The organism is Lacisediminimonas sp. (genome assembly GCF_030645335.1).
Lineage (GTDB): Bacteria > Pseudomonadota > Gammaproteobacteria > Burkholderiales > Burkholderiaceae_D > Lacisediminimonas.
This window is the reverse complement of the sequence record NZ_JAUSNH010000147.1, coordinates 1-14,096: the sequence shown is the minus strand read 5'-3', so window position 1 is coordinate 14,096 and position 14,096 is coordinate 1. Positions and strand designations below refer to the sequence as shown.

Annotated in this window: 13 protein-coding genes; 7 read left to right on the top strand and 6 right to left on the bottom strand. The window is 61.7% G+C overall.

Annotation, left to right across the window (positions count from 1 at the left end):
• From rsmH to Q7T64_RS10460, 3 genes are all read right to left on the bottom strand, one after another.
• On the bottom strand, positions 1-648 hold a 648-nt coding region (gene rsmH / locus Q7T64_RS10470), incomplete at its 3' end, for a 16S rRNA (cytosine(1402)-N(4))-methyltransferase RsmH (RefSeq protein WP_304795253.1).
• A gap of 6 nt (positions 649-654) precedes the next feature.
• Complete coding sequence (gene mraZ / locus Q7T64_RS10465; RefSeq protein ID WP_304795250.1) at positions 655-1,083, bottom strand: division/cell wall cluster transcriptional repressor MraZ; 429 nt, start codon at positions 1,081-1,083, stop codon at positions 655-657.
• A gap of 614 nt (positions 1,084-1,697) precedes the next feature.
• Positions 1,698-2,000, bottom strand: coding sequence for an antibiotic biosynthesis monooxygenase (locus Q7T64_RS10460; protein ID WP_304795247.1), 303 nt, complete (start codon positions 1,998-2,000; stop codon positions 1,698-1,700).
• Between the two features lie 205 nt (positions 2,001-2,205).
• On the opposite strand from Q7T64_RS10460, the gene Q7T64_RS10455 reads away from it, so the two are divergent.
• The 7 genes from Q7T64_RS10455 (at position 2,206) to grxD (ending at position 10,802) form a co-directional block, all read left to right on the top strand.
• Positions 2,206-2,895 carry a response regulator transcription factor gene (locus tag Q7T64_RS10455; RefSeq protein WP_304795245.1) on the top strand — a complete coding sequence of 230 codons (690 nt, stop codon included), beginning with the start codon at positions 2,206-2,208 and terminating at the stop codon, positions 2,893-2,895.
• A 184-nt stretch (positions 2,896-3,079) separates the two neighbouring features.
• Positions 3,080-4,360: a glutamyl-tRNA reductase gene (gene hemA, locus Q7T64_RS10450; RefSeq protein WP_304795243.1), complete on the top strand. Its 1,281-nt coding sequence runs from the start codon at positions 3,080-3,082 to the stop codon at positions 4,358-4,360.
• 124 nt (positions 4,361-4,484) lie between these two features.
• The gene (gene prfA, locus Q7T64_RS10445; RefSeq protein WP_304795241.1) at positions 4,485-5,567 is read left to right on the top strand and encodes a peptide chain release factor 1; all 1,083 of its coding nucleotides are present in this window, start codon (positions 4,485-4,487) and stop codon (positions 5,565-5,567) included.
• 103 nt (positions 5,568-5,670) lie between these two features.
• Positions 5,671-6,144: a disulfide bond formation protein B gene (locus Q7T64_RS10440; protein WP_304795239.1), complete on the top strand. Its 474-nt coding sequence runs from the start codon at positions 5,671-5,673 to the stop codon at positions 6,142-6,144.
• 15 nt (positions 6,145-6,159) lie between these two features.
• Positions 6,160-7,005 (top strand): peptide chain release factor N(5)-glutamine methyltransferase, encoded by an 846-nt coding sequence (gene prmC / locus Q7T64_RS10435; protein WP_304795255.1) that lies wholly within the window; start codon positions 6,160-6,162, stop codon positions 7,003-7,005.
• 988 nt (positions 7,006-7,993) lie between these two features.
• Positions 7,994-10,342, top strand: coding sequence for a Tex family protein (locus Q7T64_RS10430; protein ID WP_304795237.1), 2,349 nt, complete (start codon positions 7,994-7,996; stop codon positions 10,340-10,342).
• Positions 10,343-10,490: 148 nt separating this feature from the next.
• On the top strand, positions 10,491-10,802 hold the full coding sequence (gene grxD / locus Q7T64_RS10425) for a Grx4 family monothiol glutaredoxin (protein ID WP_304795235.1): 312 nt from the start codon (positions 10,491-10,493) through the stop codon (positions 10,800-10,802).
• A 28-nt stretch (positions 10,803-10,830) separates the two neighbouring features.
• On the opposite strand, the gene Q7T64_RS10420 is transcribed toward grxD, so the two are convergent.
• From Q7T64_RS10420 to Q7T64_RS10410, 3 genes are all read right to left on the bottom strand, one after another.
• Complete coding sequence (locus Q7T64_RS10420) at positions 10,831-11,718, bottom strand: LysR family transcriptional regulator (RefSeq protein WP_304795232.1); 888 nt, start codon at positions 11,716-11,718, stop codon at positions 10,831-10,833.
• 104 nt (positions 11,719-11,822) lie between these two features.
• Positions 11,823-13,568: an IlvD/Edd family dehydratase gene (locus tag Q7T64_RS10415; protein WP_304795230.1), complete on the bottom strand. Its 1,746-nt coding sequence runs from the start codon at positions 13,566-13,568 to the stop codon at positions 11,823-11,825.
• A 115-nt stretch (positions 13,569-13,683) separates the two neighbouring features.
• The coding region (locus Q7T64_RS10410) for a tripartite tricarboxylate transporter substrate binding protein (RefSeq protein ID WP_304795228.1) at positions 13,684-14,096 on the bottom strand (413 nt) is incomplete at its 5' end.

Sequence of the window (14,096 nt, the reverse complement as noted above, 5' to 3'; positions counted from 1 at the left end):
GATAGCCTGAAAGGTACGGGTTGCCGGGTCCTTGCCCTTTTCGCGGGTTTTGACCGCGTGTGCCACGATACCGGCAAGCTGTCGTGTGCTTGAAATTGGCGCGACTGCCCGGCCAGCAACAATCGCCTTTGCAATCGAAATAGCAAACCGTTCTTCCCCATATTCGCGTATCACCTTCTGTATGTTCTGCTGGCTTTCGGTCGCAAGCCACTCAGCGGCCGATATTCCGCGCGTCGGATCCATACGCATGTCGAGCGGGCCGTCGTTGCGAAAGCTGAAACCGCGTTCGGCGTCATCCACCTGCGGCGATGAAATCCCCAAGTCCAGCAGTACGCCGTCCAGGCGGGAGATACCGCGCCGGTCCAGCTCCTCGTCCAGCAATGCGAAACTGTCGTGTGCAATGTCAAACCGTGAATCTGCTGCTGCCAGCGCCCTGCCTACCGCGATTGCTTCCGGATCCTTGTCAAACGCCAGCAGCCGGCCCTGCGCCGACAATTTCCCAAGCATCCTGCTGCTGTGACCGCCGCGCCCGAAGGTGCCGTCGACATAACAGCCGTCACGACGCTCACCCTCGATGGCGAGCGCATCGATTGCTTCTTCCAGCAGCACGGTACGGTGCTGCAGCTCTGGCACCGCTGGGGACTTCATCACGGCTCAGAAAGAAAAGTTGTTCAACACATCCGGCATGCCGGTCGCTACCGCTTCGGCTTCGCTTTCTTCCAGCCTGGTCGCATCCCAAATTTCGAAATGACTGCCCATGCCCAGCAACATGACGTCGCGGCTAATGCCAACTGCACGGCGCAACTCGGGCGCGACCAGGATACGGCCGGCGCTGTCGAGTTCGACATCGCATGCATTGCCCAGGAAAATCCGCTGCCAGGCACGCGCCGACATGGGCCACGCGGCAATCTGCTGGCGGTGGGTTTCCCACACCGGACGCGGGAAAAACAACAGGCATCCATGCGGGTGCTTGGTCAATGTGACCCGACCCTCGCACTCCAGCATCAGGGCGTCACGATGCCGGGCCGGTATCGACATTCGACCCTTTGCATCCAGATTCAGTGCTGACGCGCCTTGAAACACCGTGTTTGACCTTTTTCCCGACCTGCTTGTTGCCCTTGCTGCCGCTTTTCCGGGGAAATTATTCCCACAAAAAAACACTTTTTCACACTGCCGCCCACTTTAGAGGATGCAGATTTTGCGGTCAAGGAATATTCAGTGCGCCGGACTGCATTTATTCCAATGAAATTAAGGACTTACGGGCACTCCTTCAAGCCTTGCAAAAAGGTGAAATTGCATTGGATTGAAGCACTTAGGGAATGAAGTGAAAGTAGCGCCTCACATAAACACATGTGTTTACGCACAATTGACGCAGGTCACGACTTGTCGCGATGGTGGCTGGCGGCAACACTTTGCGTGTGCCTTGCGCGTTGCGTTGGACATTTCTGGCGCAGGTTCGCTCCATGCCTGGAGCAGCGTGCGCATCAAGGCCGGGCGGGAGATTGCCAGGCGCAGCGCCGATGGGCGCAGCAGCAGCCCACAGGAGGGCGCAATCGCAGGAAATGAACCCTGTACGAATGAAAACGGCGACTCGACGTCGCCGGTTCCCAAACCAGGATCAATACCCGGGCGCCGAGTCATCCAGGCCGGCAATCAAGCCCGGCCTGCCGCCTCGGCAATCCCCGGCAATACGACAATCAGCGGGTTTTTTCCAGCAACGTGAAATGCTCCACTGCCGGCGGTGCGGCAAAGAATGGGCCGACCATGTCACGCCAGGTGGCAAATGCCGGCGATCCGCGGAAATCCACGGTGTGGTTTTCCAGCGTTTGCCAGTAAATCATCAGCACATAGCGCTCGGGCGACTCGACGCCATGACTGATCTGGTGCCCAAGATAACCGGTGCACTTGCTGATGACTTCGGCCACGCCGCGACGAATGGCGGCGTCAAATTCGGCCTGCTTGCCGGGCTGGATGCGCAGCTCCGCGATTTCGAGAATCATTGTTATTGCCCTTTCAAGATGCTTGCCTGCCATGAACGACCCGGTTCGCCAGCGCTCCCACTAGCGTTCGCCGCTCACCTTCGCCGTTCACTTTTAGCACGCAGATAATTTAAAGAATTGTCGATAAGTAATGGACTTTAGCTTATTTGTTGGTAAATTAGAGTCCAAACACGCCCACTTGTCCGTTGATCGCGCGACTACGACTATGAGAATTGCTGTTCTGGATGCAGAGCGCGGCCAGTGCGAACTGGTCTGCCAAGTTCTTAAATCGGCAGGACATTCGTGTTCAGCGCTGGTCAGCGGCACGGAACTGATTGCGCAAACCCGCCGCAACAGCTTCGACTTGCTGGTGATGCACTGGCAAACCACCGACGCCGATCCGGAACAGGTGATGCGCGCAGTTCGTGAGCACTTACCTGCCAACTTGCCCGTGCTGTTCATTACCAGCCGATCCTGCGAAGACGACATTATTGCCGGTCTCGAGAGTGGCGCCAATGATTACATCATCAAACCGATCCGCCGCGGCGAACTGGTCGCACGCGTCCAAGCCATGCTGCGACGCGCCTACCCGGCCCAAAGCGCGGTCGAGCAAATACAGTTCGGCAACTATGTATTTGAAGCGCGCACTGGCCGCCTGACGATCAATGGCGCGCCAATTGATGTCACGCACAAGGAGTTCGATCTCGCCTTGCTGCTGTTTCGCAACCTCGGCCGGCCCCTGTCGCGCGCCTATATCCTTGAATCCGTGTGGGCGCGCGATGTCGACGTCCCTTCCCGCACCATGGACACGCATGTGTCGCGCGTGCGCAGCAAGCTGAAATTGCGCCCGGAAAACGGCTTCAAACTGGCGCCGGTCTACAGTTATGGCTACCGGCTGGAGCAAATGGCGAGCTGAACCCGCCATGCCGCGCCCTGTCGTGTGGTGTGGTGTGGTGCCCTATCTCGCGTTGTATCGGCCCTGACACACCCATCGTCGTGTCGCCGGTCAATACCAATGTCGCAACAGAAGCGCGCCAGACGCAAGCGGCTATAATACAGGCCGTTCCTGTTCGTTATTCAACCGCATTGTTCGCGCTCGCATGCAGCTTCTCGCCGTCGGCCTGAACCACACTACCGCTCCCGTTTCAATACGGGAAAAAGTCGCCTTTCCCGCCGAGTCCCTCGGCCAGGCGGTCGCCTCGGCACGCGCATGGCTGGCGCGCGACCAGACGACGGCCGAAGCCGCCATCCTGTCCACTTGCAACCGCACTGAACTGTACTGCGCAAATCGCGCGGTGACCGGCGTAGAAGATGCGATCGACATGACCGCCCACTTCATGGCGGACTATCACCGGATGAGCGTGTCGGAACTGCGCCCCCACTTGTATACGCTGCCCCAGGACCAGGCAGTTCGCCATGCATTCCGGGTTGCCTCCGGCCTGGATTCGATGGTGCTGGGCGAGCCGCAGATATTGGGGCAGATGAAAGACGCCGTGCGCCAGGCCGATGCCGCCGGCGCGCTGGGTACTTATCTGCACCAGATGTTCCAGCGCACCTTTGCCGTGGCCAAGGAAGTGCGCAGCACGACCGAGATCGGCGCCCATAGCGTGTCGATGGCCGCGGCGGCGGTGCGCTTGTCGCAACGCATTTTCGACCGCATCAGCGAGCAGAACGTATTGTTCATTGGTGCGGGCGAAATGATCGAATTGTGCGCAACCCACTTCAGCGCGCAAAATCCAAAATCACTGACGGTTGCCAACCGCACCATGGAGCGCGGCGAGCAACTGGCGCACCGGCTCGGCGGCCGCGCTATCCGGCTGGCTGACTTGCCCGACCAATTGGCCAATTTCGACATCGTCGTGTCATCGACCGCCTCGTCGCTGCCGATCATCGGCCTGGGCATGGTGGAACGCGCCATCAAGGCGCGCCGCCACAAGCCGATGTTCATGGTGGACCTGGCCGTACCGCGCGATATCGAGGCCGAGATCAGCCGGCTCGACGACGTTTTCCTGTACACGGTCGACGACCTGGCGACCACCATCCAGACCGGCATGGAAAATCGCCAGGCGGCGGTGTCCCAGGCCGAGGCGATCATCGAAACCCGGGTGCAGTCGTTCATGCACTGGATAGACACGCGCGCTGTGGTGCCGGTCATCCAGGAGCTGCACGAACAGTCCGAACACATGCGCACCATCGAACTGGAGCGCGCCCGCAAGATGCTGGCGCGCGGGGACGATGTCGATGCGGTGCTGGACGCCCTGTCGCGCGGACTGACCGCCAAATTCCTGCATGGCTCGCAGCACGCGCTGCACACTGCCCAGGGCGATGAACGGGCCCGGCTGGCGACCTTGCTGCCGCAACTCTTCCGCACCAAGCGCTAGCGGCGCTGCCGCTTGCCGCCCGCGCCTTGCGGGCAATCCCTGGCAATCAATCTCGCTCAATGGCAATCACGCCATTTTTACCGATTGCAGCGGCCACCCTGATGAACACCCGATACTGGATGCAATGAAACCTTCAATGCTCGCCAAGCTGGAACAGCTGGCAAACCGGCTGGAAGAAGTCGGCTTACTGCTGATGCAGGAGAACGTCACTGCCGACATCGAGCAGTACCGGCGACTGACCCGGGAGCACGCAGAACTGCAACCCCTGGTGGCGCTGTACCAGGAATATGTCCAGGCCAGCAATGACGTGAGCACGGCCGAGGGCATGCTGTCGGACCCCGACATGAAGGAGTTCGCGCAGGAAGAAATCCAGGCGGCGCGTGCGCGCATGGAAACCCTGGCCGGCCAGTTGCGCACAATGCTGCTGCCCAAGGACCCGAACGACGAACGCAACCTGTTCCTGGAAATCCGCGCCGGCACCGGCGGCGATGAATCGGCCTTGTTCGCCGGCGACCTGCTGCGCATGTACACCCGCTATGCCGAGCGCAATCGCTGGCAGGTGGAAATGGTGTCGGAGTCGCCGTCGGAAGTCGGCGGCTACAAGGAAGTCATCGTGCGCATCATTGGCCAGGGCGCCTATTCGCGGCTCAAGTTTGAATCGGGCGGACATCGGGTGCAGCGGGTGCCGGCCACTGAGGCACAGGGGCGCATCCATACCTCGGCCTGCACGGTCGCGGTGATGCCGGAAGCCGACGAAGTGGAGGACGTGCACATCAATCCCGCCGACCTGCGCATCGACACCTACCGCGCCTCCGGCGCTGGCGGCCAGCACATCAACAAGACCGATTCCGCAGTGCGGCTGACGCACCTGCCCACCGGCATCGTGGTCGAATGCCAGGATGACCGCAGCCAGCACAAGAACAAGGCGCAGGCGATGAAGGTGCTGGCCGCGCGCATCAAGGATGTCCAGATGCGGGAGCAGCAGACCAGCGAAGCCGCCACCCGCAAGTCCCTGATCGGGTCGGGCGACCGCAGCGAGCGCATCCGCACTTATAATTTCCCGCAGGGCCGGATGACCGACCACCGCATCAACCTGACGCTGTACAAGCTCGACTTCATCATGGATGGCGATCTCGACGACCTGACCGGCGCCTTGATGGCCGAGCACCAGGCTGATTTGCTGGCCGCGATGGGCGACGAAATCTGATGGCAGGCGCAAGCGTTCCGACAGCAGCACGAGTGAGCCCCTTCCCGACCAACAACCCGACCACAGCCTAGGCAAGCATGGCTGCAAATAACCGGCTAAACCAATGACCTCCACCAAACCGCTGCTGATTGCAATTGCCCTGGCCTGTATCGGACTGCTTGGTTTCGCGCTTTACCTGCAATTCGGGCGGGACATGCTACCCTGCCCGCTTTGCATCCTCCAGCGCTACGCCTTCGCCGGGGTGGCGCTGCTGTGCCTGGTTGCCGCCTTGCTGCCGGCTGCGGCGCGCCGTTTCGGCATCGGCCTGGCGGCATTGGCGGCGCTGGCCGGGGTTGGCGTGGCGCTGCGACATTTGTGGATCAAGGCGCATCCGTTGACCTCATGCGGCATCGACCCGCTGGAAACCTCGCTCAATACGATCCCGACCGCCAAGCTGCTGCCCTGGTTGTTCCAGGCGGACGGGCTATGCACGACGGAATACGATGCGATCCTGGGCCTGTCGATTCCGCAATGGTCGCTGGCGTGGTTGTCGCTGTTCGTGGTGGCGCTGGTTTGGCTGCTGCTGCGGCGCCGCTGATTGGCTGGCCTGGACATGCCTGGGAGCCAGCCGAGCATTGGCCAATTACTGGCCACAGCCGGCATCGACCCGTTTGAAGCGCGGTTGCTGCTGGCGCATGCGCTGGGGCTGACGCGCGTGCAGTTGATCACGAAATCACATGAGCAGCCCGGGCCGGCGCAGGTACTGGCGGTGCGGGAGCTGTTTGCCAGGCGGCGTGCCGGTGAGCCGGTTGCCTACCTGGTGGGCTATCGGGAATTCCATGCGCTGCGTTTGCGGGTGACGCCGGATGTGCTGATTCCGCGACCGGAGACGGAGTTGCTGGTGGATCTGGCCAGTGAGCGGATTGACCGGTTTGTCGAGCAAGGAGTTGAGCCGGCATCCTTGCGGGTGCTGGACCTGGGGACGGGATCGGGCGCGATTGCCATTGCGCTGGCGCATTTGCATCCGGGCTTGCGGGTGACGGCGGTGGATATCAGCGCGGCGGCGCTGGCGCTTGCGCGGGGGAATGCGACGGCACATGGGCTTGATATTGAATTTATTGAGGGAAGCTGGTTCGAGGGATTGGCGGGGCGGCGATTTGATCTGATTGTTTCCAATCCGCCGTATGTGCGGGCGGATGATCCGCATCTTGGCCAGGGGGATTTGCGGTTTGAACCGGTGGGGGCGTTGACGGATCGGTTTGATGGGTTGGCGGCGTTGCGGGTGCTTTGTGCGCAGGGGGCGGCGCATCTGCTTGCTGGTGGGTGCTTGTTGATGGAGCATGGGTTTGACCAGGCGGTGGCGGTCAGGGGGCTGCTGCTGGATGCTGGATTTGTTGATGTGGCTAGTTGGGTGGATTTGGCGGGGATTGAGCGGGTTAGTGGGGGGCGGGTTGGTTGATTATTTATTGTAATTTTTGGGTTAATTGCTTCGGTTTTTATAATCGGGCTTTGCGTTCATTTTTGTTAAGCGGGGTGTGCGCCCCCGCGGGCGCGTAACTTTCTTTTTGGCGGCGCCAAAAAGAAAGTCACCAAAGAAAAAGGCGCTAAAACCCATTTGGCCAACCGCGCCGCGAAAGGCAACTCGATTCGGGCTCTCGATCACGTTGATTATCCGTTTCACTCCGGGAAACCGCAAATCGTTGTTTCTCTCAGCGGATCAGCCAACCCGCTCCATATACGGATATTCGTGTTTTACCCGGAGGGACGCTAATTGCTTTGTAGAAGCGAGCTTTTCGGATACGCGGCCGAAAGTCAAAATCATACAATTTCCTGCCAATCGCAGTACCATGGCGTGGTGCAGCCCGCAATAGTCCGCCCCGGACATTCCCATCGGCACTGGCATGTCAGGTCATTCAGGTCATTCAGGTCATTCAGGACGTTCAGGTAATTCAGGACGTTCAGGCCATTCAGCCCCTCCGCAATCTCATTGTTTCCGTCCCAAACACAAGTCCGCTGCTTCTACAGTGTGATTAGCGTCTCCACGGGTAAAAAACTAAGGAAAGTAAATGGAGCGGGTTGGCTGATCCACTGAGAGAAACGACGATTTGCCGATTATCAGCGTGAAACGGATAATAATATTGATCGAGAGCCCGAATCGAGTTGCCTTTCGCGACGCGGTTAGCCAAATGGGTTTTAGCGCCTTTTTCTTTGGTGACTTTCTTTTTGGCGCCGCCAAAAAGAAAGTTACGCGCCCGCGGGGGCGCACACCCCGCTTAACACCAAAGATAATAAAAAATAGTTAATAAAACCGAAGCAACCAGCCAAAAAATACCGAATTACCAACACAAGCATCATTTCCGTGCTTGTCAAGACTGGCGCCCCCGCCCATTCTGCGTAAAATCCCCCGCTTGCCGTCCATCTTCCCAAAGCCCCAAACAAACGCCCCAATGCTTCCATCAATCGAACACCGTCTCGCCCTCGAACTCGCCGCCCGCCCCGCCCAGGTAGCAGCCGCCATCGCGCTGCTCGACGAAGGCGCCACCGTCCCCTTCATCGCCCGCTACCGCAAGGAAGCCACCGGCGGCCTCGACGACATTCAATTACGCCTGCTGGAAGAACGCCTGCGCTACCTGCGCGAACTCGAAGACCGCCGCAGCACCATCGTCGCCACCATCGAACAACAGGGCAAAATGACGCCCGAGCTGCTCGACCAGATCATGCATGCCGAAGACAAGGTGCGACTCGAAGACCTGTACCTGCCCTACAAGGTCAAGCGCCGGACCAAGGCGCAGATCGCCGCCGAGGCCGGCCTGACCGAGCTGGCCGACGCCCTGCTGAACAATCCGATGCTCGACCCGGAACTGGAAGCCGCACGTTTCATCAAACCAGCCTTCACCACCGAGCAAGGCGACAACCCCGGCGTCGCCGATACCAAGGCCGCCCTCGACGGCGCCCGCCAGATACTGATGGAGCGCTTCGCCGAAGACGCAAAACTGCTGCAGTCGCTGCGCGAATACCTGACCGAACATGCGGTCGTGGAATCGAAAGTCATCGAAGGCAAGCAGGACGCCGGCGAGAAATTCGCCGACTACTTCGATTACTCGGAATCGCTGTCCACCATCCCCTCGCATCGTGCACTGGCGCTGTTCCGCGGCCGCCGCGAAGAAATGCTGGGCGTGATCCTGCGGCTCGACACCGAGCAGGAAAAGCCAAAATGGGATGCGCCGCACAACCCATGCGAATCGCGCATCTCGGCCCGCTTTGGCATCAGCAGCCAGGGCCGTCCTGCGGACAAATGGCTGGCCGACACGGTGCGCTGGACCTGGCGCGTCAAGGCCTTCATGCACCTGGAAACCGAACTGATGACGGCGCTGCGCGAAAAAGCCGAGGCCGAGGCCATCAACGTCTTTGCCACCAACCTGAAGTCGCTGCTGCTGGCCGCACCGGCCGGATCGCGCGCCACCATGGGCCTGGACCCGGGCTTGCGTACCGGTGTGAAGGTCGCCGTGATCGACGCCACCGGCCGGGTGGTCGATACCGCCACCATTTATCCGCACCAGCCGCGCAATGACTGGGACGGCTCACTGCATGTGCTGGGCCAGCTGGCCGACAAGCACAAGGTGGCGCTGATCGCCATCGGCAATGGCACGGCCTCGCGCGAAACCGATCGCCTGGCGCTCGACCTGATCAAGCAACGCCCGGCTGCGGGAATGTCCAAGATCGTGGTGTCCGAAGCTGGCGCTTCAGTCTATTCCGCCTCGGAATTCGCTTCGCGCGAACTGCCCGACATGGATGTGTCGCTGCGCGGTGCGGTGTCGATCGCGCGCCGCTTGCAAGACCCCCTGGCCGAACTGGTGAAGATCGACCCGAAGTCGATCGGCGTGGGCCAGTACCAGCATGACGTGGGACAGGCGCCGCTGGCGCGCTCGCTCGACGCGGTGGTAGAAGATTGCGTGAATGCGGTGGGCGTGGACGTCAATACCGCCTCGGCGCCGCTGCTGGCGCGGGTGTCGGGCCTGAGCGCCGGCGTGGCGCAGGGCATCGTCAATTACCGCGACACGCACGGCAGCTTCCGCTCCCGCGCCAGCTTGCGCGACGTGCCACGACTGGGCGACAAGACCTTTGAACAGGCTGCGGGCTTCTTGCGCGTCATCAATGGCGACAATCCGCTGGACGCGTCGGCTGTGCACCCGGAATCCTATCCGCTGGTTGAAAAAATCCTGGCCGACCTGAAGCGGGATGTGAGGTCCGTCATCGGCGACGTGCGCCTGCTGCAATCGCTGACGCCGGCGAAATATGCCGATGAGAAATTCGGTGTGCCGACCATCTCGGACATTTTGAAAGAGCTGGAAAAACCGGGCCGCGACCCGCGTCCGGAATTCACCACCGCCAGTTTCAAGGAAGGCGTGGAAGAAATCCGCGACCTGCGCCCCGGGATGCTGCTCGAAGGTGTCGTGACCAACGTCGCCGCATTCGGGGCGTTCATCGACATTGGCGTGCACCAGGACGGCCTGGTCCACATCTCTGCGCTATCCAACACCTTCGTCAAGGACCCGCACAGCGTGGTCAAGGCAGGCCAGGTGGTGAAGGTCAAGGTGCTGGAGGTGGATGAAAAGCGCAAGCGCATTGCGCTGACCATGCGCCTGTCGGACGAGCCACCGGCCGCCGGCGCGCGCCAGGCCAGCCAGCGCGGCGATCGCAATGACGCCCGGCGCGTGGTCCAGCATCAACAGCAGGAGCGAGCGCCAACAGGCGCGTCAGCAATGGCGGCCGCTTTCGCCAAGCTCAAGCAATAGCCAGCGCCAGCGCATGCCGGGCACGGGCGCTGCCGGCGCCATCCCGGCATGGCCCTGCTGCCAGCGTGGAGATGCCCGGCGCAGCCAACGGCCAGGCGCAATTCTCCCTATAATGACGGGGTCCCATTATTTTTTCGAGAGTAGCGCCATGAGCGACGTAACAGAATGGATCAAGCAGACCGTGACCGCTAACCCGGTCGTGCTGTTCATGAAAGGCACTGCGCAATTTCCGCAGTGCGGGTTTTCGGGCCGCGCAATCCAGTTGCTGAAGTCCAGCGGCGCGCAAAACATCGTGACCATCAACGTGCTGGAAGATGCGGAAGTTCGCCAGGGCATCAAGGAATATTCCAACTGGCCAACGATTCCGCAGTTGTACATCAAGGGCGAGTTCGTCGGCGGTTCCGACATCCTGACCGAGATGTATGAAAGCGGCGAATTGCAGAGCATGTTGAAAGACTGAAAACAGTCAGCGCCGGTCTGATCCACAGCTAGGCCGGCGGCGTTTCTTCCGAAAACACGCTGCGCGCTTCGTTGAGGAAGGCTTCGGCCAGCGCCGCATGCGGGCTTTGCAAGCCGCGGATCAATCCGATCCTGCGCACCGGCGCACGTCCCGGCAAAGGTATCCGTGCCAATGCCATGCCGCTGGACCACATCGCCGGCCAATCCGGCAACAGCGATACCCCCAGGCCATGATCGATCAAAGCCGCGATGGCCAGCAGGCCATCGATTTCCAGTCGCTGTTTGGGGTGTATGTCGTGGTCGCGCATGTAGCGCTCGGCCAGTTGCCCGCCCAATACCGAACGGTCATAACGAATAAACGGTTCCTCGCGCAATAGCGCATGCGGATCGCGCCCTGCCATGCTGGCGTGGGCCACGACCACCAGCGGCTCTTCGGTCAGCGCATGCCATTCGCAGGTTTTGGGAATGGCGAATTGCGGTTCGACCACGATGGCGGCATCGAGCTCGCCGGCGGCCACCCGGCGACACAATTCCACCGATGCGCCGGGCGCGACGAATACCGACATTTCAGGATAGGCGTCATACAGGCGCCTGAGCACCGGCGGCAGCACGCTGGTCAGCGCCGAGACGAATACACCCAGCCGCAGCTCGCCAAGCCGGCTGCTGTCCTGGGCAATGGCATGCAGGTCGCGCACGTCGCGCAGCAGGCCGCGCGAGCGTTCCAGGATTTTCAGGCCGGCCTCGGTCGGCCGCACTGCCCGGCCGGCACGCTGCAGCAGGCTGGTGCCGAACTGGTCTTCCAGCGCCTTGATGCGGGCGGCCATCGCCGCCGGCGTCAGGTCCAGCCGGCGCGCGGCTTCAGCCAGCGAACCGGCATCGACCACGGCGACGAAACTTTGCAGATACTCGATATTCATGCGGGGCAGTCTACACCCACCGCCACCGCTGGTGATCCCGCCGGCTGCCCACTGGCGATACCGCTTTGCCGCCATGCCCGGGCCAGCAGGATGGCGGCGGCGCGCTAGCCGCGCGGCGTCTTGCCGGTGCTGGTGGCGGCGCGCAGGAAGTCGAAGTCCACCCCCTTGTCGGCCTGGGTCACGGTATCGAGGAACAGCTTGCGATAGCCGCGATCGGCGGTCGGCGGCGTCACCGGATTCTTGCGTGCGCGCTCGGCCAGTTCTTCGGCCGACACCAGCAAGCTGATTTCGCGGTTCAGTACCGACAGGCGGATACGGTCGCCGTTCTGCACATACGCCAACGGGCCACCAATGGCGGATTCCGGCGTCACATGCAGCACGATGGTGCCGAATGCCGTGCCGCTCATGCGGCCGTCGGAAATGCGCACGATATCCTTGACGCCGGCGCGCGCCAGCTTCAGCGGAATCGGGATGTAGCCAGCTTCCGGCATGCCGGGTGCGCCCTTGGGGCCGATGTTCTTCAGCACCAGGATGTCGTCGGCGGTGACGTCGAGGTCGTCGGCGTCGATCCGGGTTGCCAGGTCGACCGCGTTTTCAAACACGACCGCGCGTCCTTCATGCTCCATCAACTTCGGATCGGCAGCGGACTGCTTGATGATGGCGCCGCCTGGCGCCAGGTTGCCTTCCAGTACCGCAATCCCACCCTGCGGATAAATCGGATTGGCGACCGAACGCACGACGTCCTGCTTGAAACCCGGTCCCGCACGTTCCAGCTCTTCCCCCAGCGTGCGGCCGGTGACGGTCATTGCGCCAAGGTTCAACAGGGGCTTCAATTCGCGCAGCAGCGTGCTCATGCCGCCGGCATGATGGAAGTCTTCCATGTAATGCTGGCCGGACGGCTTCAGGTCCAGCAGCACCGGCGTGTCGCGGCCCATGCGGTCGAGCGCCTTGAGGTCGACTTCCAGACCCATGCGTCCAGCAATCGCCGTCAGGTGCACGATGCCATTGGTCGAGCCGCCAATGGCCAGCAGCACGCGCATGGCGTTCTCAAATGCTTCCGGCGTCAGGATCTTGTCGATCGTCAGGCGGTCGTGCGCCATCTGCACCGCTTGTGCGCCGGTTTGCTCGGCAATGCGAATCCGGTCGGCAGTCACGGCCGGCGGCGATGCGCCGCCCGGCACCGTCATGCCCAGTGCTTCGGCGATGCAGGCCATGGTGCTGGCCGTGCCCATCACCGAGCAGGTGCCCACGCTGGCTACGAGTTGGTTGTTGACGTCCGAAATTTCCTGCTGGTCGATCTCGTCGGCGCGAAACTTGCCCCAGTAACGGCGGCAGTCGGTGCAAGCGCCGACCCGTTCGGAGCGATGTGAACCGGTCAGCATCGAGCCGGTGATCAACTGGATCGCCGGTATGTTGGCCGACGCCGCGCCCATCAATTGCGCCGGCACCGTCTTGTCGCAACCGCCGATCAGCACCACGGCGTCCATCGGCTGGGCGCGGATCAGCTCCTCGGTATCCATCGACATCAGGTTGCGCAGGTACATGCTGGTCGGATGCGCGAAACTTTCATGGATCGAGATGGTCGGGAAATCCATCGGCAGCCCGCCTGCCAGCATGACGCCGCGCTTGACCGCCTCGATCAATTGCGGCGCGTTGCCGTGGCAGGGGTTGTAGGCGCTGCCGGTATTGGCGATGCCGATCACGGGCCGGTCCAGCGCGCTGTCGGTATAGCCAGCGCCCTTGATGAAGGCCTTGCGCAGGAACAGCGAAAAGCCGCTGTCGCCGTAGCTGGTCAGGCCTTTGCGCAGGCCGGTGGCGTCGGATGGTGGCTTCTTGATGGAATCGGACATGATGAATCGCTAGAAAGTCGGGGATACCGGTCGGCAGGGCGCCGCCGGGACTGCGGATGGTGCGAAAACGATGACAGCGACCAGCGCAGCATGCTGCGCCGGTCGATTGAACTGCTTAGTCCGACTTGATATTGGCTTCGCCAATCACCTTGGCCCAGCGCGACACTTCCTGGTTCAGGCGCTCGGCAGCCTTGGCCGGCGTGGTGGCCGGCAATGCGTACACGCCCTGGCCCAGCATCTGCTGCTGCGCTTCCGGATCCTTCATGATCTTGGCCAGTTCAGCGTTCAGGCGGGTGATGACCTCAGCCGGTGTGCCGGTCGGGACCAGTACGCCGAAGGTCGAGCTGACGTCGAAATCCTTGAGGCCGGCTTCCATCGCGGTCGGCACGTCCGGCAGCATGGAAATGCGCTGCGAGGTCGTAACTGCCAGTGCGCGCAGCTTGCCGGCCTTCACGAACTGCAGCGATGCCGGTGCGGTTTCAGTCATCATCAGCACGGTGCCGCTGATCAGGTCGATCATGGCCGGGC

Excerpts from the sequence above, each read along its gene's own strand:
- Q7T64_RS10460 (WP_304795247.1), bottom strand. The coding sequence starts at position 2,000 with ATGATTCTCGAAATCGCGGAGCTGCGCATCCAGCCCGGCAAGCAGGCC.
- Q7T64_RS10455 (WP_304795245.1), top strand. The coding sequence starts at position 2,206 with ATGAGAATTGCTGTTCTGGATGCAGAGCGCGGCCAGTGCGAACTGGTC.
- hemA (WP_304795243.1), top strand. The coding sequence starts at position 3,080 with ATGCAGCTTCTCGCCGTCGGCCTGAACCACACTACCGCTCCCGTTTCA.
- prfA (WP_304795241.1), top strand. The coding sequence starts at position 4,485 with ATGAAACCTTCAATGCTCGCCAAGCTGGAACAGCTGGCAAACCGGCTG.
- Q7T64_RS10440 (WP_304795239.1), top strand. The coding sequence starts at position 5,671 with ATGACCTCCACCAAACCGCTGCTGATTGCAATTGCCCTGGCCTGTATC.
- prmC (WP_304795255.1), top strand. The coding sequence starts at position 6,160 with ATGCCTGGGAGCCAGCCGAGCATTGGCCAATTACTGGCCACAGCCGGC.
- Q7T64_RS10430 (WP_304795237.1), top strand. The coding sequence starts at position 7,994 with ATGCTTCCATCAATCGAACACCGTCTCGCCCTCGAACTCGCCGCCCGC.
- grxD (WP_304795235.1), top strand. The coding sequence starts at position 10,491 with ATGAGCGACGTAACAGAATGGATCAAGCAGACCGTGACCGCTAACCCG.
- Q7T64_RS10420 (WP_304795232.1), bottom strand. The coding sequence starts at position 11,718 with ATGAATATCGAGTATCTGCAAAGTTTCGTCGCCGTGGTCGATGCCGGT.
- Q7T64_RS10415 (WP_304795230.1), bottom strand. The coding sequence starts at position 13,568 with ATGTCCGATTCCATCAAGAAGCCACCATCCGACGCCACCGGCCTGCGC.